This window comes from Streptomyces sp. NPDC046866, from assembly GCF_040704625.1.
Taxonomy (GTDB): Bacteria; Actinomycetota; Actinomycetes; order Streptomycetales; family Streptomycetaceae; genus Streptomyces.
Genome location: NZ_JBEYXN010000005.1, coordinates 124,565 through 147,832, shown reverse-complemented (window position 1 = coordinate 147,832; position 23,268 = coordinate 124,565). Strand labels below are relative to the sequence as shown.

The 23,268-nt window shown below is 73.6% G+C and carries 23 protein-coding genes and 1 tRNA gene; 18 read left to right on the top strand and 6 right to left on the bottom strand.

Features of this window, described 5'->3' with window-relative positions; translation table 11 throughout:
• Positions 1–18: 18 nt before the first annotated feature.
• Positions 19–648 carry a 5-formyltetrahydrofolate cyclo-ligase gene (locus AB0953_RS10800; RefSeq protein ID WP_366859062.1) on the bottom strand — a complete coding sequence of 210 codons (630 nt, stop codon included), beginning with the start codon at positions 646–648 and terminating at the stop codon, positions 19–21.
• Between the two features lie 95 nt (positions 649–743).
• Between AB0953_RS10800 and galU the strand changes: the two genes are divergently transcribed.
• From galU to AB0953_RS10765, 7 genes are all read left to right on the top strand, one after another.
• Positions 744–1,646 (top strand): UTP--glucose-1-phosphate uridylyltransferase GalU, encoded by a 903-nt coding sequence (galU, locus tag AB0953_RS10795; protein WP_366859061.1) that lies wholly within the window; start codon positions 744–746, stop codon positions 1,644–1,646.
• 4 nt (positions 1,647–1,650) lie between these two features.
• Positions 1,651–2,988 carry a gephyrin-like molybdotransferase Glp gene (gene glp / locus AB0953_RS10790; protein WP_366859060.1) on the top strand — a complete coding sequence of 446 codons (1,338 nt, stop codon included), beginning with the start codon at positions 1,651–1,653 and terminating at the stop codon, positions 2,986–2,988.
• Positions 2,989–3,078: 90 nt separating this feature from the next.
• Complete coding sequence (gene moaC / locus AB0953_RS10785) at positions 3,079–3,558, top strand: cyclic pyranopterin monophosphate synthase MoaC (RefSeq protein WP_366859059.1); 480 nt, start codon at positions 3,079–3,081, stop codon at positions 3,556–3,558.
• Positions 3,555–4,148, top strand: a complete 594-nt coding sequence (locus AB0953_RS10780) for a MogA/MoaB family molybdenum cofactor biosynthesis protein (protein ID WP_366859058.1) — start codon at positions 3,555–3,557, stop codon at positions 4,146–4,148. Before moaC ends, AB0953_RS10780 begins: the two co-directional genes overlap by 4 nt.
• Before the next feature lie 17 nt (positions 4,149–4,165).
• Positions 4,166–4,774, top strand: coding sequence for a GNAT family protein (locus AB0953_RS10775; protein WP_366859057.1), 609 nt, complete (start codon positions 4,166–4,168; stop codon positions 4,772–4,774).
• 160 nt (positions 4,775–4,934) lie between these two features.
• Complete coding sequence (locus tag AB0953_RS10770; protein WP_366859056.1) at positions 4,935–5,957, top strand: hypothetical protein; 1,023 nt, start codon at positions 4,935–4,937, stop codon at positions 5,955–5,957.
• Positions 5,958–6,029: 72 nt separating this feature from the next.
• Positions 6,030–6,103: transfer RNA gene (locus tag AB0953_RS10765), tRNA-Ala, on the top strand.
• A 134-nt stretch (positions 6,104–6,237) separates the two neighbouring features.
• Here AB0953_RS10765 and AB0953_RS10760 read toward each other — a convergent pair.
• Positions 6,238–6,735, bottom strand: a complete 498-nt coding sequence (locus AB0953_RS10760; protein ID WP_366859055.1) for a GNAT family N-acetyltransferase — start codon at positions 6,733–6,735, stop codon at positions 6,238–6,240.
• Between the two features lie 38 nt (positions 6,736–6,773).
• Here AB0953_RS10760 and AB0953_RS10755 point away from each other — a divergent pair, with 38 nt between their 5' ends.
• The gene (locus AB0953_RS10755) at positions 6,774–7,580 is read left to right on the top strand and encodes an exodeoxyribonuclease III (RefSeq protein ID WP_366859054.1); all 807 of its coding nucleotides are present in this window, start codon (positions 6,774–6,776) and stop codon (positions 7,578–7,580) included.
• On the opposite strand, the gene AB0953_RS10750 is transcribed toward AB0953_RS10755, so the two are convergent.
• Positions 7,559–8,263 carry a MerR family transcriptional regulator gene (locus tag AB0953_RS10750; RefSeq protein ID WP_366859053.1) on the bottom strand — a complete coding sequence of 235 codons (705 nt, stop codon included), beginning with the start codon at positions 8,261–8,263 and terminating at the stop codon, positions 7,559–7,561. The two genes, AB0953_RS10755 and AB0953_RS10750, sit on opposite strands and share 22 nt — an antisense overlap.
• 139 nt (positions 8,264–8,402) lie before the next feature.
• On the opposite strand from AB0953_RS10750, the gene AB0953_RS10745 reads away from it, so the two are divergent.
• From AB0953_RS10745 to AB0953_RS10730, 4 genes are all read left to right on the top strand, one after another.
• A complete protein-coding gene (locus AB0953_RS10745; protein WP_366859052.1) occupies positions 8,403–10,040 on the top strand; it encodes an NAD(P)/FAD-dependent oxidoreductase in 1,638 nt (545 codons plus the stop codon).
• Complete coding sequence (locus tag AB0953_RS10740) at positions 10,037–10,993, top strand: alpha/beta hydrolase (protein WP_366859051.1); 957 nt, start codon at positions 10,037–10,039, stop codon at positions 10,991–10,993. The genes AB0953_RS10745 and AB0953_RS10740 overlap by 4 nt, the downstream gene beginning before the upstream one ends.
• Positions 10,990–11,874: an SDR family oxidoreductase gene (locus AB0953_RS10735; protein ID WP_366859050.1), complete on the top strand. Its 885-nt coding sequence runs from the start codon at positions 10,990–10,992 to the stop codon at positions 11,872–11,874. The genes AB0953_RS10740 and AB0953_RS10735 overlap by 4 nt, the downstream gene beginning before the upstream one ends.
• A gap of 75 nt (positions 11,875–11,949) precedes the next feature.
• Entirely contained in the window at positions 11,950–12,141 is a 192-nt protein-coding gene (locus tag AB0953_RS10730; protein ID WP_366859049.1) for a hypothetical protein, read from the top strand.
• Between the two features lie 158 nt (positions 12,142–12,299).
• Here AB0953_RS10730 and AB0953_RS10725 read toward each other — a convergent pair whose 3' ends face one another.
• Entirely contained in the window at positions 12,300–15,593 is a 3,294-nt protein-coding gene (locus AB0953_RS10725) for a S41 family peptidase (RefSeq protein ID WP_366859048.1), read from the bottom strand.
• Positions 15,590–15,748: a hypothetical protein gene (locus tag AB0953_RS10720; RefSeq protein ID WP_366859047.1), complete on the bottom strand. Its 159-nt coding sequence runs from the start codon at positions 15,746–15,748 to the stop codon at positions 15,590–15,592. The genes AB0953_RS10725 and AB0953_RS10720 overlap by 4 nt, the downstream gene beginning before the upstream one ends.
• Between AB0953_RS10720 and AB0953_RS10715 the strand changes: the two genes are divergently transcribed.
• Complete coding sequence (locus tag AB0953_RS10715; protein WP_366859046.1) at positions 15,747–16,337, top strand: TetR/AcrR family transcriptional regulator; 591 nt, start codon at positions 15,747–15,749, stop codon at positions 16,335–16,337. The two genes, AB0953_RS10720 and AB0953_RS10715, sit on opposite strands and share 2 nt — an antisense overlap.
• A gap of 125 nt (positions 16,338–16,462) precedes the next feature.
• Complete coding sequence (locus tag AB0953_RS10710; protein ID WP_366859045.1) at positions 16,463–18,676, top strand: MMPL family transporter; 2,214 nt, start codon at positions 16,463–16,465, stop codon at positions 18,674–18,676.
• Positions 18,677–18,766: 90 nt separating this feature from the next.
• Here AB0953_RS10710 and AB0953_RS10705 read toward each other — a convergent pair whose 3' ends face one another.
• Positions 18,767–19,198: an SsgA family sporulation/cell division regulator gene (locus AB0953_RS10705; protein WP_366859044.1), complete on the bottom strand. Its 432-nt coding sequence runs from the start codon at positions 19,196–19,198 to the stop codon at positions 18,767–18,769.
• 187 nt (positions 19,199–19,385) lie between these two features.
• On the opposite strand from AB0953_RS10705, the gene AB0953_RS10700 reads away from it, so the two are divergent.
• From AB0953_RS10700 to AB0953_RS10685, 4 genes are read left to right on the top strand one after another with little or no spacing between them, the layout of a single operon-like run.
• Complete coding sequence (locus AB0953_RS10700; protein WP_366859043.1) at positions 19,386–20,450, top strand: energy-coupling factor ABC transporter permease; 1,065 nt, start codon at positions 19,386–19,388, stop codon at positions 20,448–20,450.
• A 1-nt stretch (position 20,451) separates the two neighbouring features.
• Positions 20,452–21,213 carry a cobalt ECF transporter T component CbiQ gene (gene cbiQ, locus AB0953_RS10695; RefSeq protein ID WP_366859042.1) on the top strand — a complete coding sequence of 254 codons (762 nt, stop codon included), beginning with the start codon at positions 20,452–20,454 and terminating at the stop codon, positions 21,211–21,213.
• Positions 21,210–21,977, top strand: coding sequence for an ABC transporter ATP-binding protein (locus tag AB0953_RS10690; protein ID WP_366859041.1), 768 nt, complete (start codon positions 21,210–21,212; stop codon positions 21,975–21,977). The genes cbiQ and AB0953_RS10690 overlap by 4 nt, the downstream gene beginning before the upstream one ends.
• 28 nt (positions 21,978–22,005) lie before the next feature.
• The gene (locus AB0953_RS10685) at positions 22,006–23,178 is read left to right on the top strand and encodes a serine hydrolase domain-containing protein (protein WP_366859040.1); all 1,173 of its coding nucleotides are present in this window, start codon (positions 22,006–22,008) and stop codon (positions 23,176–23,178) included.
• Positions 23,179–23,268 lie beyond the last annotated feature (90 nt).

The window sequence follows — 23,268 nt, the reverse complement described above, 5'->3', positions numbered from 1 at the left end:
GGGCCGAAGCCCTGAGGCTCACGCCGAAGACGTGAAGCGCACCACCCCCGACGGGGTGGCGACCGCCTGGACGGGGTGGTCGTGCGGTTCCTCCGGGACCCGCGCGACCACCTCGTCGTCGTAGAGGAGCACGACCAGCGCCGGATGCGCCCCGGCGCGCTCCAGGCGCGCGAGCACCCGGTCGTACGAGCCCCCGCCGCGCCCCAGGCGCATCCCACGCCCGTCGACGGCCAGCCCGGGCAGCAGCACGGCGTCGGCGCCGACGACCGCGTCCGGCCCGAGCCGGGGGCCGGTGGGCTCCAGCAGCGCGATCTTGCCCGGGTGGGTGGTCTCGGCGAGGGAGTCCGGGCCCTCGTACGCGGCCCAGTCGAGGTCGTTGTCGGGCAGCAGGACCGGCAGCAGGACGCGCTTGCCGGCGGCGTGCAGCGCGTCCAGCAGGTCGCGGGTGCCGGGTTCGGAGCCGACGGAGACGTACGCGGCGACGGTCTGCGCGCCCGCCAGTTCGGGCAGGGCCCGGGCGGACCGGGCGAGCGCGCGGGCCGCATCGCGCAGGGCGGCGGGCGCCAAGGCGCGACGGGCGGCCAGGAGTTCGCGGCGGAGCAGCGCCTTCTCGGACGGGTGCGGGGGGTTCTGTGCGTTCCTTACCACAGCTGACTCAGATTTCCTTTCGAAGCGGGCCAAAAGCGGATCTAATTACCGGAATCAAACCTGGGGCCACGGCATCACCCACTATGGTTCTGCCCATGACTCAGTTGCACCCCGTGATCAAAAAGGCAGTCATCCCTGCCGCGGGCCTCGGCACCCGCTTCCTTCCGGCGACGAAGGCGACGCCCAAGGAAATGCTCCCGGTCGTGGACAAGCCGGCCATCCAGTACGTCGTCGAGGAGGCCGTCTCGGCCGGGCTGGACGACGTCCTCATGATCACAGGGCGTAACAAGCGGGCCCTGGAAGACCACTTCGACCGCAACTACGAGCTGGAGTCCGCGCTCACCGCCAAGGGTGACGACGACCGGCTGAAGAAGGTCCAGGAATCCAGCGACCTGGCCACCATGCACTACGTCCGCCAGGGCGACCCGCGCGGCCTCGGCCACGCCGTCCTGTGCGCCGAGCCGCACGTCGGCAACGAGCCCTTCGCCGTCCTCCTCGGCGACGACCTCATCGACCCGCGCGACCCCCTGCTGCGCCAGATGGCCGACGTCCAGCAGCGCACCGGCGGCTCCGTGATCGCCCTCATGGAGGTCCCGCAGGAGAGCATCCACCTCTACGGCTGCGCCGCGGTCGAGGCCACCGGCGAGGACGGCGTCGTCCGCATCACCGGTCTCGTCGAGAAGCCGAGCGCCGCCGAGGCGCCCAGCAACTACGCCGTCATCGGACGCTATGTCCTCAACCCCGCGATCTTCGACATACTGCGGGAGACCGAGCCGGGCCGCGGCGGGGAGATCCAGCTCACCGACGGCCTGCAGAAGCTTGCCGCCGACGAGACCGTGGGCGGCCCGGTGCACGGCGTGGTCTTCCGGGGCCGCCGCTACGACACGGGGGACCGCGGCGACTACCTGCGGGCCATCGTCCGCCTCGCGTGCGAGCGTGAGGACCTGGGCCCGGAGTTCCGCACCTGGCTTCACCGTTACGTCACGGAGGAGATGTAGGACCTTGAGCAGCCCTGACGCATCGCAGGACGCCGGCCGCAGCCGCCTGTGGTCGGTGGACGAGCACCTCGCGGACGTCCTCGCCGCCGTCCGGCCGCTGGAGCCCATCGAGCTCCAGCTGCTCGATGCCCAGGGCTGTGTCCTGGTGGAGGACGTCACCGTGCCCGTCGCCCTCCCGCCCTTCGACAACAGCTCGATGGACGGGTACGCCGTCCGCACGGCCGATGTGCAGGGCGCCAGCGAGGAGTTCCCCGCGGTGCTCACGGTCGTCGGGGACGTGGCGGCGGGCAGCGGCGAGCTGCCCGTCGTCGGCCCCGGCCAGGCCGCCCGGATCATGACCGGGGCGCCGCTCCCGCCCGGCGCGGAGGCCGTCGTCCCGGTCGAGTGGACCGACGGCGGCACCGGAGGCGGCGCGGCCGCCGGGATGGCCCCCGCCAGCGCGGCCCCGGAGGGCGCGGCCGGCGAGGTGCGGGTGCACCGGCCGGCCGAGGCGCGGGCCCACGTCCGCGCCCGCGGCAGCGACGTCCAGGCGGGGGACCTCGCCCTGGCCGCGGGCACGGTCCTCGGCCCGCCGCAGATCGCCCTGCTCGCCGCCATCGGGCGCGGCACCGTACGGGTGCGGCCGCGGCCGCGCGTGGTGGTGCTGTCCACCGGCAGCGAGCTGGTCCAGCCCGGCGAGGCGCTGGCCGCGGGGACGATCTACGACTCCAACAGCTTCGCCCTGGCCGCCGCGGCCCGCGACGCCGGGGCGATCGCGTACCGGGTCGGGGCCGTCGCCGACGACGCCGAGACCCTGCGGGCGACCATCGAGGACCAGCTGATCCGGGCCGACCTGCTGGTCACCACCGGGGGCGTCAGCGTCGGCGCGTACGACGTGGTCAAGGAGGCCCTCTCCGCGGCCGGCGGCTCCGAGGACGAGCCGGGCGCCGGGCGCATGGAGTTCCGCAAGCTCGCGATGCAGCCGGGCAAGCCGCAGGGCTTCGGCACCATCGGCCCCGACCACACCCCGCTGCTGGCCCTGCCGGGCAACCCGGTGTCCTCGTACGTCTCCTTCGAACTGTTCGTGCGGCCCGCCATCCGGGCGCTCATGGGCCTGCCCGACGTCAGCCGGCCGAGCGTGCGCGCCGAGCTGAAGGCGGACGAGGCCATCGGCTCCCCGGCCGGCCGCCGCCAGTTCCTGCGCGGCGCGTACGACCCGGAGAGCGGCACGGTCAGCCCGGTCGGCGGATCCGGCTCGCACCTGATCGCCGCACTGGCCCACGCCAACGCCCTGATCGTCGTGCCGGAGGACGTCACCTCGGCCGAGCCGGGGGCCGATCTGGAAGTGGTCCTGCTCGGCTGATGGTCCTGCTCGGCTGAACCGCCGCGGGTGCGGGTAGCGTGTTGCACCACACAGGCCCCTCGGGGCCCGGAGCGGGAGCGGCACGTACCCATGAACACGCAGAACAGGCTGACGCACATCGACGAGGCCGGTGCGGCCCGGATGGTGGACGTCTCGGAGAAGGACGTCACGACGCGGACGGCGCGCGCCAGCGGGCGCGTGCTCGTCTCCCCGCACGTGATCGAGCTGCTGCGCGGCGAGGGCGTCCCCAAGGGCGACGCCCTCGCCACCGCGCGGATCGCCGGGATCATGGGCGCCAAGAAGACCCCCGACCTGATCCCGCTCTGCCACCCGCTGGCCGTCTCCGGCGTCAAGGTCGACCTGTCGGTCGCGGACGACGCCGTGGAGATCCTCGCCACCGTCAAGACCGCCGACCGCACCGGCGTGGAGATGGAGGCGCTGACCGCCGTCGCCGTCGCCGGGCTGACCGTGGTCGACATGGTCAAGGCCGTCGACAAGGGCGCGGTCATCACGGACGTCCGGGTCGAGGAGAAGACCGGCGGCAAGTCCGGCGACTGGACGCGCGCATGAACGCCCCGCGCGCCGGCGACGCCTTCAGCCACAGCCACGACGCGGGGGCCGCGGCCGGGCAGCCCGCCGGGGCCGTGCCGGAGGCGGACCGTCCCGCCCCGCGCGGGCTCGTGGTCACCGCGTCCAACCGCGCCTCGGCCGGCGTGTATGCCGACAAGGGCGGCCCGCTGCTCGCCGAGGGCCTGCTCGCGCTGGGCTTCACGGTCGACGGCCCGCGCGTCGTCCCCGACGGGGACCCCGTCGAGCAGGCGCTGCGCGAGGGCGTGGCCGCCGGGTACGACGTCATCCTCACCACGGGCGGCACGGGCATCTCGCCCACCGACCGCACCCCGGACGCCACCGCGCGGGTGCTGGACTACGAGGTCCCCGGCATCCCGGAGGCGATCCGCGCCGAGGGCCTGGCCAAGGTGCCGACCGCGGCCCTCTCGCGGGGCCTGGCGGGCGTGGCCGGCCGCACCCTGATCGTCAACCTGCCCGGCTCCACGGGCGGCGTCCGCGACGGCCTCGCCGTCCTCGCTCGGCTCCTGCCGCACGCGGTGGACCAGCTCCGCGGCGGTGACCACCCCAGACCGTCCGGGAGCCCGAGCTGAACGCACCCTCCTGGCCGGTGGTACTGACCGACGGCGACGTCACGCTGCGGCCGATAAAACTGCGCGACCAGAGCGCCTGGCGCGAGGTCAACCGGCGCAACCGCGAGTGGCTGCGGCCGTGGGAGGCCACGATCCCGCCGCCCGCGCCGTGGGGGCCGGTGGTCCAGCGGCCCACGTACCGGCAGATGGTCCGCCACCTGCGGGCGGAGGCCCACGCGGGGCGGATGCTGCCCTTCGTGATCGAGTACCGGGGCCGGCTGGTCGGCCAGCTCACCGTCGCCGGGATCACCTGGGGCTCGATGTGCGCGGGCCACGTCGGCTACTGGGTGGACCGCGAGGTCGCCGGCCGCGGTGTGATGCCGACCGCCGTGGCGCTGGCCGTGGACCACTGCTTCGGCCAGGTCGGCCTGCACCGCATCGAGGTGTGCATCCGCCCGGAGAACGCGCCGAGCCGGCGCGTGGTGGAGAAGCTCGGTTTCCGCGAGGAGGGCCTGCGGCCGCGCTACCTCCACATCGACGGCGCCTGGCGCGACCACCTCGTGTACGCCCTCACGGCGGAGGAGGTCCCGGAGGGCCTGCTGCGCCGCTGGCACCGCCGCCGCGCCCAGGGGACGACTCCCCCATAAGAAATATCGAATCTCTGTTCGAATTCCAATGGTCCGGCAACCATGGGGCCATAACGTGATCCGAAGAATCACAAAAAAAGTCGGTGATATCAGCCGGTTCGTGCGACACACCGGTCCAATTGGCGGATCCTCCCGGCCGCGCCCCTCTACGGTGTGAGGTGTGAGCAGCAGCGGCCTCATCTACGCAGTCATTGTGGGGGCCTGGGCCGCCTACTTGGTGCCCATGTGGCTCCGGAGGCAGGACGAGCTGAACGAGGCCCGTCCGACGGAACGCTTCTCCACTGCCATTCGGCTGCTTTCCGGCCGGGCGGGAATGGAGCGCCGTTACGCCAAGGGGCTGCGTGAGCGCGCCGACCAAGAGGCGGAGCCCAAGTACCACGCTGATCCGGACGCCGCGACGGAAACGGTGAATTCCGTGGACGCCGACGCCCGGCCCGTCGTCGTACCCCCGACCAGGGCGGAGCCGCGCTCGGCCCAGGTGGAGCGGCAGCGCCGCGAGCAGCGGCTGCAGGTGCTCGCCCGCCGCCGCCGCACCACCGCGCTCCTCTTCCTGGCCTTCACGCTGGGCGCCGTCGTCGCCGCCGTCGGCGGCATCGCCTACCTGTGGGCCCCGGCCGTTCCCGCCGTGATGCTGAGCGCGTACATCGCGTACCTGCGCGCCCAGGAGCGGCGGCGCTACGAGTTCACCATGGACCGGCGGCGCGCCGAGGCGGCCGCCCGCCGCCTGCGCGAGAGCCGGCCGCGGCGCCGCGAGGCCGAGGAGGCCCCGGGCGCCGAACCGGAGCCCGCGCCACCCGTGTCCCCGCAGGAGGCCGGGCGGCGGGCCCTGGTCGAGCAGACCGACCACGCCGAATGGGTCGACCAGACCCGCGAGCGCGAACGCGGCCCCGTCCGCGGGGACAGCTGGGAGCCGGTCCCGGTCCCGCTGCCCACGTACGTCACCGCCCCGGTCGCCCCGCGCGCCACGGGCCCGGCCGCGCCCGACGCCTGGAGCGCGACCCGCTCCAGCGCGGCCGAGCCGACCGACCCCCGGCTGCGGGCCCAGCCCGGCCCTGCGGCCAAGGCCGACCCGAAGCAGGACGCGAAGCCCCAGCCGGGCCGCCCCCGCGCCCAGGGCCGCGGCCGCACCCCGCTGTTCGACCAGTACGAGAGCGAGGACCGCCCCCGCGCGGCCAACGAATGACCCCGCACGGCCGCTCCGGGGAACGGATTTTGGAGCAGCACCGCGGGGATGCTAATGTTTCACACGTCGCAAGGGCCTGTGGCGCAGTCTGGTAGCGCACCTCGTTCGCATCGAGGGGGTCTGGGGTTCAAATCCCCACAGGTCCACAAACGACAGTTCTCGGATAGCTACCGGGAATCGTCACGAGATCCCGTCAGGTCGAAAGACCGGGCGGGATCTCGGCGTTTCCGGGGTCATGGCCGAACGGCCCGGCGGACCCGGGCCGTTGTGGGGATTCGGGTCACGGGTGGGTGAGGGGCTTGGCCATGCAGCGGCTGCTGTCGTAGTCGCGGTAGTAGCCGAACTTCTCCGACGGGGCGTAGCCCGAGGAGAGGTAGAGGGCGATGGCCTCCGGCTGCTGGTCGCCGGTCTCCAGGACCATGCGGGTGCGGCCCGCGGCCCGGGCGTCGGCCTCCAGCTCCGCCAGGATGCGGCGGGCCAGGCCGAGGCCGCGGGCCGCGGGTATGACGTACATGCGCTTCAGTTCGGCGTCGCCGTCCGCGTAGCCCTCGTCGTTCTTGTCCTGCGTGCGCCAGCCGCCGCTGGCGACCGGGGCGCCGGCCTCGTCGTAGGCGAGCAGGTACAGGCCCTGCGGCGGGACGAACATCGCCGGGTCGAGGGAGGTGGCGTCGCCCTCGCCGCCGTAGCGGGCCTGGTACTCGAGCTGGACCTGGCCGTCGAGCCTGACCGCGTCGGGGTGGTCGTAGGGCACTGCGCGGAGCTGGATCCCGTGAGACATCCGGACATCGTACGGAACGGTCGGGCTATGGTGCTGGGATGCTCATCGTGACCTCCGTGAACGTGAATGGGATCCGCGCCGCCGCCAAGAAGGGCTTCTCCCCGTGGCTGGCCGGGTCGGATGCCGATGTCGTGTGCCTGCAGGAGGTGCGGGCGGAGGAGGCGCAGATCCCCGAGGAGGTGCGCAGCCCCGAGGGCTGGCACACCGTCTTCGCGCCGGCCGCCGCCAAGGGGCGGGCCGGGGTCGCGGTGTACACGCGCCGGGCGCCCGAGCGGGTGCAGGTCGGCTTCGGCAGCGAGGAGTTCGACGCCTCCGGGCGCTACCTGGAGGTGGACCTGCCCGGCGTGACCGTCGCCAGCCTGTACCTGCCCTCGGGGGAGGCGGGGACCGCGAAGCAGGACGAGAAGTACCGGTTCATGGCGGAGTTCCTGCCCTATCTGGCCGGGCTGCGCGAGCGCGCCGCGGCCGGCGGGCGCGAGGTCGTCGTCTGCGGCGACTGGAACATCTGCCACCGCGAGGCGGACCTCAAGAACTGGCGGACCAACCGCAAGAGCGCCGGGTTCCTGCCCGAGGAGCGCGAGTGGCTCGGGAAGGTCTACGACGAGGCCGGGTACGTGGACGTGGTGCGGGCCCTGCACCCCGACACCGAGGGCCCCTACTCGTGGTGGTCCTATCGCGGCCGCGCCTTCGACAACGACGCCGGCTGGCGCATCGACCTCCAGGTCGCCTCCCCGGGGCTCGCGGCGCGCGCGGTCAAGGCGTTCGTCGAGCGGGCCGAGACGCACCCGGAGCGGTGGTCCGACCACGCCCCGGTGACCGCCGTCTACGAGCTCGGCCCCTCCTGAGCGGCGCCCGGCGGGCGGGCCGCCGCCAGCAGGCGGTCCATCGCCAGGGAGAGCTCCGCCTCCACCACGCTCTTGGCCAGGGGGCGCAGCCGGGTCACCGCCTCCTCGTCGGGCAGGTGCTCGGCGATGAGCTCGGCGAACAGGGCGGCCATGGCGTCCGCGTGCGCGCGGACCCGGCGGCCGGTCTCCAGGACCGCCGCCAGCGGGATGCCCTCGCGCACCAGGGCCGAGGAGACGTCGAGCAGGCGGCGGCTGACGTGGACGATGGCGTCGCCGTCGGTGGCGAGGTAGCCGAGGTCGAGGGAGGCCGCCAGGTTCTCCGGGGTGACCTCTCCCTCGAAGTAGTCCGCGAGGGCCTCCGGCGTCAGCCGCACGGGCGTCTCCTCGGACCAGCCGATCCCGAGCAGCTCGCCGAGCTGGCTGACGTCGCGGCCGTTTTCGAAGGCGGCGGTGAGCTCGGCTATGCCGCCGAGGGTGTGGCCCCGCTCCAGCAGGGCGGCGATGGTGCGCAGCCGGGCCAGGTGGTGGTCGTCGTACCAGGCGATGCGGCCCTCGCGGCGCGGCGGCGGCAGGAGCCGGCGCTCGCGGTAGAAGCGCAGGGTGCGGACGGGGATTCCGGCCGCCTCGGCCAGCTCCTCCGTACGGTATTCGCGCACTGTCGTCCCCGCTTCCCTGTCTGCCACGGCCGAAGCCTATGGCGTACCGGCAGTAACTTTCCGGGTGCGACCCCTACCCATGGGTACGGAGCTGCTCTACCCTCCCGATTGTGCCAGTGATTGCTGGCAGAGTGGCGCGACGGTGCGATGCGGAGAGGCGGCGGGCATGAGCGGCATGGGCGGCGGCACGGGCGGCACGGGCGGGCGTGAGCACGTCCGGGTGGCGGTGATCGGCTCCGGGTTCGGCGGGCTGGGCGCGGCCGTCCGGCTGCGCCGGGAGGGGATCACGGACTTCGTCGTCCTGGAGCGGGCGGACTCCGTCGGCGGGACCTGGCGCGACAACAGCTACCCCGGCTGCGCCTGCGACGTGCCCTCCCACCTCTACTCCTTCTCCTTCGCGCCCAACCCCGACTGGCCGCGCACCTTCTCCGGACAGCCGCACATCCGGGCCTACCTGGAGCACGTCGCCGACACCTTCGGCCTGCGCCCGCACATCCGGCTGAACCACGAGGTCCGCACGGCCCGCTGGGACGCCGAGCGGCTGCACTGGGAGATCGAGACCACGGGCGGCACGCTCACCGCCGACGTCGTCGTCTCCGCGACGGGGCCGCTGTCCGACCCGAAGATGCCCGAGGTGCCCGGACTGGCCGAATTCCCCGGCAAGGTCTTCCACTCCGCCCGCTGGGACCACGACTACGACCTGCGCGGCAAGCGCGTCGCCGTGATCGGGACCGGTGCCTCCGCCATCCAGATCGTCCCGGCCATCGCACCCGACGTGGAGCGGCTCACCCTCTTCCAGCGCACGCCGCCGTGGGTCATGCCGCGCACCGACCGGGCCATCAGCTCGGTCGAACGCTGGCTGCACCGGCAGCTGCCGTTCACCCGGGCGGCCCGGCGCGGGCTGCTCTGGGGGATCCGCGAGCTCCAGGTCAGCGCCTTCACCAAGCGGCCGAACCAGCTGGGCCTGATCGAATCGCTGGCCAAGGCCAATATGGCCCGCTCCATCAAGGACCCGGAGCTGCTGGCCAGGCTGACGCCCTCGTACCGGATCGGCTGCAAGCGGATCCTGCTGTCCAGCGAGTACTACCCGGCGCTCGCCCGGCCCAACGTGGACCTCGTGGCCTCCGGGCTGAAGGAGGTCCGCGGCGCCACCCTCGTCGCCGCAGACGGCACCGAGGCCGAGGCCGACGCGATCGTCTTCGGGACGGGCTTCCACGTCACCGACATGCCGATCGCGGACCGGGTGGTGGGGGCGGAGGGCCGTACGCTCGCGGACCACTGGAAGGACGGGATGCAGGCGCTGCGCGGGGCGACCGCGGCCGGCTTCCCGAACTGGATGACGATCATCGGGCCGAACACCGGGCTCGGGAACAGCTCGATGATCCTGATGATCGAGTCGCAGCTGAACTACATGGCGGACTACCTGCGCCAACTGGCCCTCCTCGAGGGAAGCGGCCCGGGCGGGCGGGTCGCGCTCGCCGCCCGGCCGTCGGCCGTGAACCGGTGGAACCGGCACGTCCAGGCCCGGATGCAGCGGACCGTCTGGAACACCGGCGGCTGCACCAGCTGGTACCTGGACGCCCAGGGCCGCAACACCACCGTCTGGCCGGGGACCACCGGCGAGTTCCGCAAGCTCACGCGGAGCGTGGACCTCGGCGAGTACGAGGTGGTGCGCGTCCGGGACGGCGGCCCCGAGCGGGTCCCGGCCCAGGCGAAGGCCCCCGCCCGGGCGAAGGCCCCTGCCACCGCCAAGGCAGCGGCGTCCGCCGCCGCCAGGGCCGCCGCCGAGGAGGACGCCGCATGAGCCGCCGTACGGACCGCCGCCCGGCCCACGCCACCACCGGGCGGTACGCCCCGCCCGCCGCGCGGAGCGAACGGTTCGCCGTCTCCGCCGACGGCGCCCGCCTGCACGTCGAGGAGCACGGGCCCGAGGAGGCCCCGGCCGTCGTCCTCGCCCACGGCTGGACCTGCTCGACCGCCTTCTGGGCCGCGCAGATACGCGACCTCGCCCGCGACCACCGGGTCATCGCCTACGACCAGCGCGGCCACGGGCGCAGCCCCGTCGTCCCCGCCTCCGGCTACAGCACCACCGCGCTCGCCGACGACCTCGTCGCCGTGCTGCGCACCACCCTCGCCCCCGGCGAGCGCGCCGTCGTCGCCGGGCACTCCATGGGCGGCATGACCATCATGGCCGCCGCGGGCCGGCCCGAGTTCGCCGAGCACACCGCGGCCGCGCTGCTGTGCAGCACCGGCAGCTCCCGCCTGACCGCCGAGTCCCTCGTGGTCCCCTGGCGCCCCGGCCCGGTACGGACCCGCCTGACCCGGGCCGTCCTCGGCTCGCGCGCCCCGCTCGGGCCGGTCACGCCCGTGGCCCGGCAGGTGCTGAAGTACGCCACCATGGGCCCCGGTTCGGCGCCCGACCGGGTCGACGCCTGCGCCCGCATCGTGCACGCCTGCCCCACCGACGTCCGCCACGGCTGGTCCCGGGTCCTGGCCGACCTGGACCTGGACGAGGGCCTGGCCGCGCTCACCGCGCCCACGGCCGTCATCGGCGGCACCAGCGACCGGCTCACCCCGATCGGGCACGCCCGCGGCCTCGCCGCGGCCCTGTCCCACTGCGTGGGGCTGACCGAGCTCACCGGAATGGGCCACATGACCCCGATCGAGGCCCCCGAGGCCGTCACCGGCGCCGTGCGCGAGCTGGTCGGCCGGTATCTGACCCCGACGTCCCAGGAGCAGAAGGAGAAGACGCCGTGAGCACCCACAGGAGTCTGGAAGGCCGGGTCGCCGTCGTCACCGGCGCCGCCCGCGGCGTCGGCGAGCTGCTCGCCCGCACACTCTCCGCGCGCGGCGCCCGCGTGGCGCTGGTCGGCCTGGAGCCGGAGGCCCTCAAGGAGGTCTCCGAGCGGCTGCACACCGACAGCGACCACTGGTACGCCGACGTCACCGACCAGGAGGCGATGTCCCGGGTCGCACAGGAGGTGGAGCAGCGCTTCGGGAAGGTGGACATCGTCGTCGCGAACGCGGGCGTGGCCGCCGGCGGCCCGCTCGCCGACTCCGACCCCGATTCCTGGCGCCGGGTGATCGAGGTGAACCTGATCGGCGGCGCCGTCACCGCCCGCGCCTTCCTGCCCGCCCTGACCGCGAGCCGGGGCTACTTCCTCCAGATCGCCTCGCTCGCCGCGATGACGCCCGCGCCGATGATGTCGGCGTACTGCGCCTCCAAGTCCGGGGTCGAGGCCTTCGCGCACTGCCTGCGCGCCGAGGTCGGGCACAAGGGCGTCAAGGTCGGTGTCGGCTACCTGTCCTGGACCGACACCGACATGGTGCGCGGCGCCGACCAGCACGAGGTGATGCGCGAGCTGCGCGGGCGGCTGCCGTGGCCCGCGAACCGCACGTACCCCCTGGGTCCGGCCGTGGACCGGATCGTCGCCGGCATCGAGCGCCGCTCGGCGCACGTGTACGCCCAGTGGTGGCTGCGCGGGATGCAGTCGGTCCGCGGCTACCTGCCGGCGCTCATCGCGCTCGGCGGACAGCGGGAGATGAAGCGGTTCGAACCGCGCCTGGGCGAGGGGCCCAAGGGGCTGGTGGGGGCGGGCGGGGCCGCCGACGAGCAGGCCAGGATGCAGCGCAACTGATCGAAATGCGGCATTTGCCCGGTCGTGCAAGTCTGGTCGAGGCCCGATCCCCTAGACCCTCCAGGAGGGAAAAGCATGGGCATCAAGGACGAGTCCCAGAACAAGGCGCAGGAGCTCAAGGGCAAGACCCGGCAAGCCCAGCAGGATGCGTCGCAGCGCTCCCAGCAGGCCAAGGGCAAGGCCCAGCAGGGCCAGGAGCGGGCCCGGCAGAGCGGCCAGGACAAACTGGACGACGCGCGCGACGAGCTCGACGACTGGGACGCGTGAGCCGGCGGGTGACCGAACGGGCCTGACTGCCAAAGGGCCTTGACGCACACAGCACCGCAGCGCCGAGGGGCGCGACCCGTACTCTTCTCCGGGTCGCGCCCCTCCTGCGTCCTTTCCCGTGTCCCTTCCTGCGTCCTTCCTTCGTCGTCCCTTGTCCGCTACCGCGGCGGCAGCTTCGGCCGCCGCAGGTCGGGCACGTCCTCGTAGCCGGGCGGTACGGCGGCCGGGTCCTGCTCCAGCAGCTCCAGCGCCAGGTGCACGGCGTCGTCCAGTTGGGCGTGCCGACCCTCCGCCCAGTCGAGCGGGGTCCGCAGGATCTCCAGGTCCGGCTCCACCCCGTGGTTCTCCACCGACCAGCCGTACTCCGGGAACCAGGCGGCGTTCATCGGCACCGTGATCACCGTGCCGTCGCCCAGGGTGTGCCGGCCCGTCATGCCGACGACCCCGCCCCAGGTGCGCTGGCCCACCACCGGGCCCAGGCCCAGCAGTTTGATCGCGGCGGTGATCATGTCGCCGTCGGAGGAGGTCGCCTCGTCGGCCAGCGCCACGATCGGGCCACGGGGCGCGTTGGAGGCGTAACTGACGGGCTGGGCGTTGCGCGTGAGGTCCCAGCCGAGGATCGAGCGGGTCAGCTTCTCCACCACCAGCTCGCTGATGTGACCGCCGGCGTTCCCGCGCACGTCCACGATCAGGGCCGGCCGGGACATCTCCATGCGCAGGTCGCGGTTGAACTGCGCCCAGCCGGAGCCGCCCATGTCGGGGATGTGCAGGTAGCCGCACTTGCCGCCGCTGACCTCGCGGACGACGGCGCGCCGCTTGGAGACCCAGTCCTGGTAGCGCAGCGGCCGCTCGTCGATCAGCGGGACCACCGCCACCCGCCGGGCGCGGCCCTCCCCTTCGGCGGGCGTGAAGGTCAGCTCGACGGTGGTGCCGCCCGCGGCCGCGAGCAGCGGGTAGGGCCCGGTCACCGGGTCCACGGGGCGGCCGTCCACGTGGGTGAGCACGGCCCCCTCCCGGATCCCGGTGCCGGCGAGCGGGGAGCGGGCCTTGGAGTCGGAGGACTCGCCGGGCAGGATCCGCTTGACGACCCAGCCCTCCTCCCGCGGCACGAGGTTGGCGCCGAGCAGCCCGATGGGCCGCTGGTAGTGCGGCGGGCCCTCGTTGCGGCGGGCGGGGGAGACGTACGCGTGGGAGGTGCCGAGCTCGCCGAGCACCTCGCGCATGAGGTCCGCGAACTCGTCGGGGGAGGCGACCCGTTCGACCAGCGGCCGGTACTGGGCGAGGACGCCGTCCCAGTCGATGCCGCACATGTTCGGTTCCCAGAAGTAGGCGCGGATCAGCCGGCCCGCCTCCTCGAAGGCCTGGCGCCATTCGGCGGCGGGGTCCACCTCGTGCCGGATGCGCCGCAGGTCCAGGTAGACGGTGGAGTCGCTGTCGCCCGACTCGGTGGCGGGCACCGCCCGCAGGTCGCCGTCGTCGTTGAGGACGAGCCGGGTGCCGTCGCCGCTGACCGCGAACCAGTCCAGCCCGGAGGCCAGTTCGCTCTTGCGGGCCTTGGTGATGTCGAAGTGCTCCAGGGTGGGCTTGCCGCTGATGTCGGCGGGGTTGGCGAAGGTCTCGCCGAGCGCTCCGGAGATCGGCCAGCGCAGCCACACCAGCCCGCCGCCGTGGACCGGGTGCAGCGCCGAGTACTTGGAGGCCGCCACCGGGAAGGGGGTGACCCGGCTCTCCAGGCCCTCCACCTCCACGATCACCGAGCCGTCGCCCTCCCCGGACTCGCCTTCCACCGGGTCGAGTCCGCCGGCGGCGGGCCGGCCCTCGGGGGTGAGCGCGAAGGGCGAGGGCGTCGCCGAGGACAGCGGCACCAGGTACGGGCGGCAGCCCAGCGGGAAGGACAGGTCGCCGGTGTGCACGTCGTACACCGGGTCGAAGCCGCGCCAGGACAGGAAGGCGAGGTAGCGGCCGTCGCGGGTGAAGACGGGGTGGTCGTCCTCGAAGCGGCCGTTGGTGACGTCCACGACGGAGCGCGGGCCCGGGCCGGAGATCCGGGCCATCTTGATCTGCCGCAGCGAGCGCCCGATGCCCGGGTGCGACCAGGTCAGCCAGGCCCCGTCCGGTGAGAACGCCAGGTCGGTGACGGGCCCGTTGACGGACCGGATCAGCTCGGTGACCTCGCCGTCCGACTCCTCGGTGGCGTCGATGAGCAGCAGCCGCCCGTCGTGGGAGGCGATCGCGAGGCGCTCGCCGTCCGGGTCGGAGAGCAGCTCCAGTACGCGGCCCAGCTGCCCCGAGGCCAGCCGCCGGGGCTCGCGGTCGCCGGAGGCCCGCGGCAGGGAGGCGATCTCGACGGCGTCCTCGCCCTCGGCGTCCGTCACGTACGCGATCTGCCCGCTCGTGCCGAGCATCTCGGGCAGCCGGACCCGTACCCCGGGGGTGTCGGCGATGGTGCGGGCGGGCCCGTCGCGGTGGGTGAGCCAGTACAGGCTGCCGCGGATGACCACGGCGCTGGCCCGCCCGGTGGTGTCCACGGACAGGGAGTCGACGTGGTGGGCGGCGGGCACCTGGTAGATGCGCCGGCCCGCGCGGGGGCCGCCGAGGCGGACCTCGAGGCGGCGCGGGGAGGCGTCGGGCGAGAGGGAGTCGACGAGCCACAGGTCGCCGGCGCACTGGTAGACGACGCGCCGGCCGTCGCTGGAGGCGTGGCGGGCGTAGAACTCCTCGTGGTCGGTGTGGCGGCGCAGGTCGGTGCCGTCGGGCAGGCAGGAGTACAGGTTGCCGATTCCCTCGTGGTCGGAGAGGAAGGCGATCCGCCCGTCGACGAACATCGGGGCGTCGAGGTGGCCGTCGATGTCCTCCAGCAGCCGTTTGCCGTGCAGCCAGAGCCGGCCGGTGGCGCCGCCGCGATAGCGCTTCCAGGCGGCGGGCTCGTGCGGGGGCTTGCCGGTCAGCAGCAGGGTGCGCCGCTCGCCGGCTCCTTCCCCGTTGCCCGGTTCGTCGTGCACCGCGATGTCGGAGACCGGCCCCCACGGCAGGCGCCCGCCGGGGGAGCCGTCGGTGGGCAGGCAGTAGGCCCAGGCGAAGTAGGAGAACGGCTGCCCGTGCGAGGACACCGCCAGGATGTCGCTGCGGCCGTCCTTGTCCGGCGGGGTCCAGCCGCAGACCCGGGTGTCGGTGGCCCCCCAGTAGCTGAGCTGGCGGGCCGGGCCGCCGTCGACCGGGGCGAGGTGGATCTCGGGGTCGAGGCTGCGCCAGGTGGTGAAGGCGATGTGGCGGCCGTCGGGCGAGAAGCGGGGGTGGCCGATGCGGGTGCGGTCGACGGTGATCCGCCAGGCCCGGCCGGGGCTCCGGCCCTCCGGGACCAGCGGGGCGACCCAGAGGTCGTCCTCGGCGGCGAAGCACAGGAGGTCGTCGTGCAGGTGCGGGAAGCGGAGGTACGCGACGTCGTGACTCACCCCACAATGCTTTCCGCGTCGAAGGGGCGCGGCAACTCGTACAGGTGATCCACGCCACCCCCATAAACGAAACGGAACGGTTTCGTTTCGTTGGCTCGAGGGGTATCGTCGTCGGTGTACGCAACGGTTTCGCTCGAACGGGAGGTGTCGGACATGCCCGAGGAAGTCTCCTCGCGGCGCAGCCGCATCACCCCCGAGCGGGAGGCCGAACTCCACGGGGCGGTCCTGGACCTCCTGCGCGAGGTCGGCTACGAGGCGCTGACCATGGACGCGGTCGCCGCCCGTACGAAGTCCAGCAAGGCCACCCTCTACCGCCAGTGGGGGAGCAAGGCCGAGCTGGTCGCCAAGGCCCTGCGGTGCACCCAGCCGGTCTCCCTGGCGGAGATCGACACGGGCAGCCTGCGCGGGGACTTCGGGCAGATGGTCCAGCGCTCCGACGACGCGCAGATGGCGAAGGACACCGCCCTGATGCGGGGTCTCGCCCACGCCGTCCACGAGAGCCCGGAGCTCCACAAGGCGCTGCGGGACCTGCTGGTCGACCCGGAGATCACCGGACTCCAGGTGATGCTGAGGCGAGCCGTCGACCGGGGGGAGATCGCCCCCGACTGTCCGGCCCTTCCGTTCGTACCGCACATGCTCATCGGGGCGTTCATCTCGCTCCCGCTGATCGAGGACCGGTCCGTCGACCGGACCTTCCTCGGCCAGTTCATCGACGCCGTGGTCTTCCCCGCCCTCGGCGTCTGAGCTCGACCCGTACAGCGCACCGCCCTGCTGCTCCTGACACGCCGCTCTCGTCGTCGGGCCGGCTCTCCACGCCCTGATCCGTCCCACGACGGATCCACCACGACCTGAACGGGAGAACCGCCTCCGTGGCCACCTTCCTCTACAGACTCGGCAGGGGCGCCTTCCGGCGCCGCGGCCTCGTCGCCCTCATATGGGTGGCGCTGCTCTTCGCCGCCGGCTTCGGCGCGGCGTCTGCGGGCGCCCCCACCTCCGGCTCGTTCTCCATGCCCGGTACGGAGGCCCAGAAGGCCTTCGACGTGCTGGACGAGAAGTTCCCGGGCATGTCCGCCGACGGCGCCTCCGCGCGCATCGTCATCAAGGCGCCGCAGGGCGCGAAGATCACCGACCAGGCCAACAAGGCCCAGGTCGAGAAGATCGTCTCCGGTATCAAGGGCGGCGAGGGCAAGGCCCAGGTCGCCTCGGTCACCGACCCCTTCCAGGTGCAGGCGGTGAGCCGGGACGGCTCCACGGCGTACGTCAGCGTGAAGTACACCGTCAGCGGCATGGAGCTGAAGGACGACACGCGCGACGCGCTGAAGGGGTCCGGCACCGCCGCCAAGGCCGCCGGGCTGACCGTCGAGATCGGCGGCGACGCCCTGATGACCGCGCCCGAGCAGGGCTCCGGCGAGATCATCGGCATCGTGATCGCCGCGATCGTGCTGGTCATCACCTTCGGCTCGCTGGTCGCGGCCGGGCTGCCGCTGCTGACCGCGCTGATCGGCGTCGGCATCGGCGTCTCCAGCATCACCGCCCTCGCCAACGTGCTCGACCTCGGCTCCACCACCTCCACCCTCGCGATGATGATCGGCCTCGCGGTCGGCATCGACTACGCCCTCTTCATCGTCTCCCGCTACCGCGTGGAGCTCGCCGAGGGCCGCGAGCGGGACGAGGCCGCGGGACGGGCCGTCGGAACCGCCGGCTCCGCCGTCGTCTTCGCCGGCCTGACCGTGGTCATCGCCCTCGTGGGCCTGGCCGTCGTCAACATCCCGATGCTGACCAAGATGGGCGTCGCCGCCGCGGGAACCGTGGTCATCGCCGTCCTCGTCGCCCTGACGCTGGTCCCGTCCATCCTGGGCTTCGCGGGCAAGAAGGTCCTGCCCGCGGGCACCAAGAGCAGGCTGTTCGGCAAGGGCCGCCCGGCCGGCGCCGAGCCCAAGGCCAACGGCGGCACCCGCTGGGCCCGCTTCGTGCTGCGCCGCCCGGTGCTCGTGCTCCTCGCCGGCGTGATCGGCCTCGGCGCCCTCGCCATCCCGGCGGGCAAGCTGGAGATGGGCCTGCCCGACGACGGGGCCCAGCCGGTCTCCACCACCCAGCGCAAGGCCTACGACCTGCTCTCGGAGGGCTTCGGCCCCGGCTTCAACGGCCCGCTGCTCGTGGTCGTCGACGGCGACAAGAAGCTCGCCGACCAGACCGAGGCGCGGATCAAGGGCCTCCAGGGCGTGGCCGTGGTCACCCCGCCGAGCCCCAACAAGGACGGCGACGCCTCGATCATCACGGTGATCCCGAAGGACCGCCCGGCCTCCGCGGAGACCGAGGCACTGGTCCACGAGATCCGCGAGGGCAGCCCGGACGGCGTGCTCGTCACCGGCGCCACCGCGATGAACATCGACTTCTCGCAGAAGATGAACGACGCGCTGCTGCCCTACCTCGGGCTCGTCGTCGGCCTCGCCTTCCTGCTGCTGATGCTGGTCTTCCGCTCGGTCCTGGTCCCGCTCAAGGCGGCCCTCGGCTTCCTGCTCTCGGTCGTCGCGGCCCTCGGCGCGGTCGTCGCGGTCTTCCAGTGGGGCTGGCTCGGCTCGCTCTTCGGGGTGGAGCAGACCGGTCCGATCATGAGCATGATGCCGATCTTCATGGTGGGCGTCGTCTTCGGCTTGGCCATGGACTACGAGGTCTTCCTCGTCACCCGGATGCGTGAGGCGTACGTCCACGGCGAGCGCCCGGGCCAGGCCGTCGTCACCGGCTTCCAGTACAGCGCCCGCGTGGTCGTGGCCGCCGCCGTCATCATGATCGCCGTGTTCGCCGGCTTCATCGGCGCCAGCGAGCAGATGGTGAAGATGATCGGCTTCGGACTGGCCGTCGCCGTCTTCTTCGACGCCTTCATCGTCCGCATGACCATCGTCCCGGCGGTGCTCGCCCTGCTCGGCCACAGGGCCTGGTGGCTGCCGCGCTGGCTGGACCGGCTGCTGCCCAACGTGGACGTGGAGGGCGAGAGCCTGCGCCGGCACCTGGAGGCGGGGGGCGCTTCCGGCTCCGCGCAGGACCAGGGCCCGGACAAGGACCGCGAGCTGGTCAGCGCCTGACCCGCACGTCGTGCCGCACACAGGACCGGCCCCGCACCCGACCGGGTGCGGGGCCGGTCCCGTCGGGCCGGTCCTCTTCGGGCGGGCCCGTTAGGCCGAGCGGGTGGCGCAGGCGTACGTCCGGCGCAGGAAGCGGCGCAGCGCGGCGATGTCGAACTGGATGACCGCCACCCCCTCGGGCGAGTGGAACTCGACGACCGCCTGGACGCGCCCGCAGGGCCAGATCCGTACGTCGCCGGTGCCGCTCGGGGCCTGGAGGCCGGCCTCGAGCAGGGACCGGGGGAAGACCCACTCGTTCTCGGTGCCCTCGGGGGAGAGCCCGGCGGGGAAGACGATGCGCACGGCGAGCGGCTGGTCGGCGGTGAAGCGCAGGGCGACGGGGATCTTGCGGTGGAGCGGATCGTCCGTGACGACACGGGCGGTGACGCGCTCCTCGACGACGGCCGCGAGCGCGGTGGCGGTGGCGGCGGAGGTCCTGGTCGCAGTGGCGGTGGTGGGGGGATCCTCGGCGGTGGCTGACATCGACAAGCTCCCTCTATTCGGAACATATGAGTCCGTATTCCCCCCAGCCTCGCACATTCCCACGAAACCGCGCGCTGCTGTTTGTGGCCTCCCCGCTCTTGCCAACGATTTGCAACTGGGTCGTATTCTTGAACGGATAAAGAATTTGTAGGTTCAAGGACCGGACCGCAGGAAGCGGAGCCAAGCCATGCACGTGCCCGATGGATTCATCGACGCCCCCGTCTCCGTCGCCGCAGGCGCCGTGGCCGCCACGGCGGTCGCCGTCAGCCTGCGCGGCGCCCGCCGGGAGCTCGACGAGCGCACCGCGCCGCTCGCCGGCCTCGTCGCGGCCTTCGTCTTCGCCGTCCAGATGCTCAACTTCCCCGTCGCCGCCGGCACCAGCGGACACCTGCTCGGCGGCGCCCTCGCCGCCATACTCGTCGGCCCGTACACCGGCGTGCTCTGCGTCTCCGTCGTGCTGCTCATGCAGGGCGTGCTCTTCGCCGACGGCGGCCTGACGGCCCTCGGCGTCAACATCACCAACATGGCCCTGGTCACGGTGGTCGTCGCCTACGCGGTCTTCCGCGGCCTGGTGAAGCTGCTGCCCCGCACCCGCCGCTCCGTCACCGCCGCCGCCTTCGCCGGGGCCCTGCTGTCCGTGCCCGCCGCGGCCGGCGCCTTCACCCTCCTCTACGCCTTCGGCGGCACCACCGACGTCCCGATCGGCAAGGTGCTGACCGCCATGGTCGGCGTGCACGTCCTCATCGGCCTCGGCGAGGCCGCCATCACCGCCACGACCGTGGGCGCCGTACTGGCCGTCCGGCCGGACCTCGTGCACGGCGCGCGCGGGCTCGCCGCGCCCCTGAAGCTGCGCGTCGGCGGCGAGCTGGTCGACGCCCCGGCCGCGGCGCCCGCCGCCGCACCGGCCGGCGGCCGGTCCGCCCGGAAGGTGTGGGCCACCGGCCTGGCCACCGCCCTCGTCCTGGCCGGCTTCGTCTCCTTCTACGCCTCGACCAGCCCCGACGGCCTGGAGAAGATCGCCGCCGACCAGGGCATCGACCGGAACGTGCGCGAGCACGCCGCCGCCGGATCCCCGCTCGCCGACTACGGCGTCAAGGACGTGGACGACGCCCGCCTCTCCGGCGGGCTCGCCGGCGTCATCGGCGTCGGCGCGACCGTCGCCGTGGGCACCGGCGTCTTCTGGACGGTGCGCCGCCGCCGCACCGACGGGCCGGCCGCCGCCGCCCCGGCCGCCGCCTCCCCGGTCCGCTGACGTGGGCGCGGGCCACGCCCACAAGCTCTACCGGCACGGGCACTCGCCGGTCCACGCGCTGCCGCCGCACTGCAAGCTCGCCGCGGCGTTCGCGTTCGTCCTGGTCGTCGTCTCCACACCGCGCGAGGCGGTGTGGGCCTTCGGCCTGTACGCCGTCCTCCTCGCGGCGGTCACGGCCCTCGCCCGGATCCCGGCGGGCTTCCTGCTGCGCCGGCTGCTGATCGAGGTCCCGTTCGTGCTGTTCGCCGTCCTCATGCCCTTCGTGGCGCAGGGCGAGCGGGTCGACGTCCTCGGCCTGTCGCTGAGCGTCTCCGGGCTCTGGGGCGCCTGGAACGTCCTGGCCAAGGGCACGCTGGGCGTCGCCGCCTCCGTCCTGCTCGCCTCGACCACCGAGCTGCGGGCGCTGCTGCTCGGGCTCCAGCGGCTGAAGCTGCCGCCGCTGCTCGTGCAGATCGCCTCCTTCATGGTCCGCTACGGCGACGTCATCACCGACGAGCTGCGCCGGATGTCCATCGCCCGGCGCTCGCGCGGCTTCGAGGCCCGCGGCATCCGGCACTGGGGGGTGCTGGCCAAGACCGCCGGCGCCCTGTTCATCCGCTCGTACGAGCGCGGCGAGCGGGTCCACCTCGCGATGGTCAGCCGCGGCTACACCGGCACGATGCCGGTGATCGACGACATCGCGGCCACCCGCGCCCAGTGGGCGCAGTCGGCCGCACTCCCGGCGACGGCACTCGCCGTCTGTGTGATCGGATGGATGCTGTGACCGCTCCTGTCGACTCCCCCGCCCCCTCCCTGGAGGTGTCCGGCCTCGCCTACGCCTACCCGGACGGCCACCAGGCCCTCTTCGGCGTGGACCTGACCGTCGGGCGCGGCGAGCGGGTGGCCCTGCTCGGGCCCAACGGCGCCGGCAAGACCACGCTGGTGCTGCACCTGAACGGCATCCTCGGCGGCGGCGTCGGCACCGTGGCGGTCGCCGGGCTGCCCGTGGAGAAGCGCAACCTCGCCGAGATCCGGCGCCGGGTCGGCATCGTCTTCCAGGACCCCGACGACCAGCTGTTCATGCCCACCGTCCGGGAGGACGTGGCCTTCGGCCCGGCCGCGGCCGGGCTGCGCGGCAGCGCGCTCGAGGAGCGGGTCACCGAGGCCCTGGAGCTGGTGGGAATGGCCGGCTTCGCCGACCGGCCCCCGCACCACCTGTCGTTCGGCCAGCGCCGGCGGGTGGCGGTGGCGACCGTGCTCGCCATGCGGCCGGAGATCCTCGTCCTGGACGAGCCCTCCTCCAACCTGGACCCGGCCTCGCGGCGCGAACTCGCGGACATCCTGCGCTCGCTGGACGTGACCGTGCTGATGGTGACGCACGACCTGCCGTACGCGCTGGAGCTGTGCCCGCGGTCGGTGGTGCTCAGCGAGGGCGTCATCGCGGCCGACGGCCGCACCCAGGACCTGCTGTGCGACGAGGAGCTCATGCGGGCCCACCGCCTGGAGCTGCCCTTCGGCTTCGACCCGCGCTCGGTGTCGGTGGCATAACCGCGCGCCCCGTGTGGTTGCACCCCTCGTGAACATCCAGGGTCAGGTGGCGGAGGGCTTCGAGCCCGTCCGGGACGCCTTCGTGCGGAATTTCGAGGTACTCGGCGACCGGGGCGCGGCGGTGGCCGTGTACCGGGACGGGCGGCGGGTGGTGGACCTGTGGGCGGGCCCGCGGGACGTCGACGGCGGCGGGGACTCCGAGCCGTGGGCGGCCGGCACGGCCCAGGTGGTCCGCTCGGCCACCAAGGGCGTGGCCGCCGTCGTCCCGCTGCTGCTGCACCAGCGGGGGCTGCTGGACCTGGACGCGCCGGTGGCCGAGTACTGGCCGGAGTTCAAGGCGGGCGGCAAGGAGCGGGCCCTGGTGCGGGACCTGCTCGCGCACCGGGCGGGCGTGCCGGCGCTGGACGTGCCGCTGACCCCGGCCGAGGCGGTGGACGGGCTGTCCGGGGCGCGGGCGGTCGCCGGGCAGCGGGCGTTCTGGGAGCCGGGCACCGCGCACGGCTACCACGCGCAGACCTACAGCTGGCTGCTGTCGGAGCTGGTCCTGCGGGTCACGGGCGCCTCGCTGGGGCAGTGGCTCGCGCAGGAGGTCACCGGCCCGCTGGGGCTGGACTTCTGGATCGGGCTGCCGCAGGCCGTGGCGGACGCGGGCCGCGTGGGCCGGGTCGGGCCGGTGGAGGCGCCGGAGCCGGCCGGGGGGCTGCGGACGCGGCCCCGCAGAAACGTTTCTGAGGCTTGGGCGGACCCGGGCTCGCTGACGCGCCGCGCCTTTGCCGCGATCACCCCGCTCGCCGACGAGAACGACCCCGGGTTCCGGGCCGCCGAACTCCCGGCCTCGGCCGGCGTCGGCACCGCGCGGGGGCTGGCGGGCCTGTACGCGGCGCTGCTGGACGACACCGAGGACGGGGCGCGGGTGTTCGCCCCCGAGACCCTTGCCCTGGCCGGGCAGGAGCTGTCCGCCGGGCCGGACCGGGTGCTGGTCGTCCACACCCGCTTCGGGCCGGGGTACATGCTGCACAGCCCGGCCTCGCCGCTGCTGTCCCCGGCCTCCTTCGGCCACCCCGGGCGCGGGGGCTCCCTGGCCTTCGCCGACCCGGAGTCGGGCGTCGGCTTCGGCTACGTCACCAATGCCCACGCCAAGTCGGTCACCGCCGACCCGCGGGCCCAGTCGCTGGTCCGGGCCCTGCGCGCCTGTCTCTGAGGGGGCGGGGGGAGGGGGAGCCGCGGGCCGAAGCCGGGCCCGCGGCCGGGCAGCCCTGCGGGGCCGTTCCCCTACCCGCCCTTCCCCCGT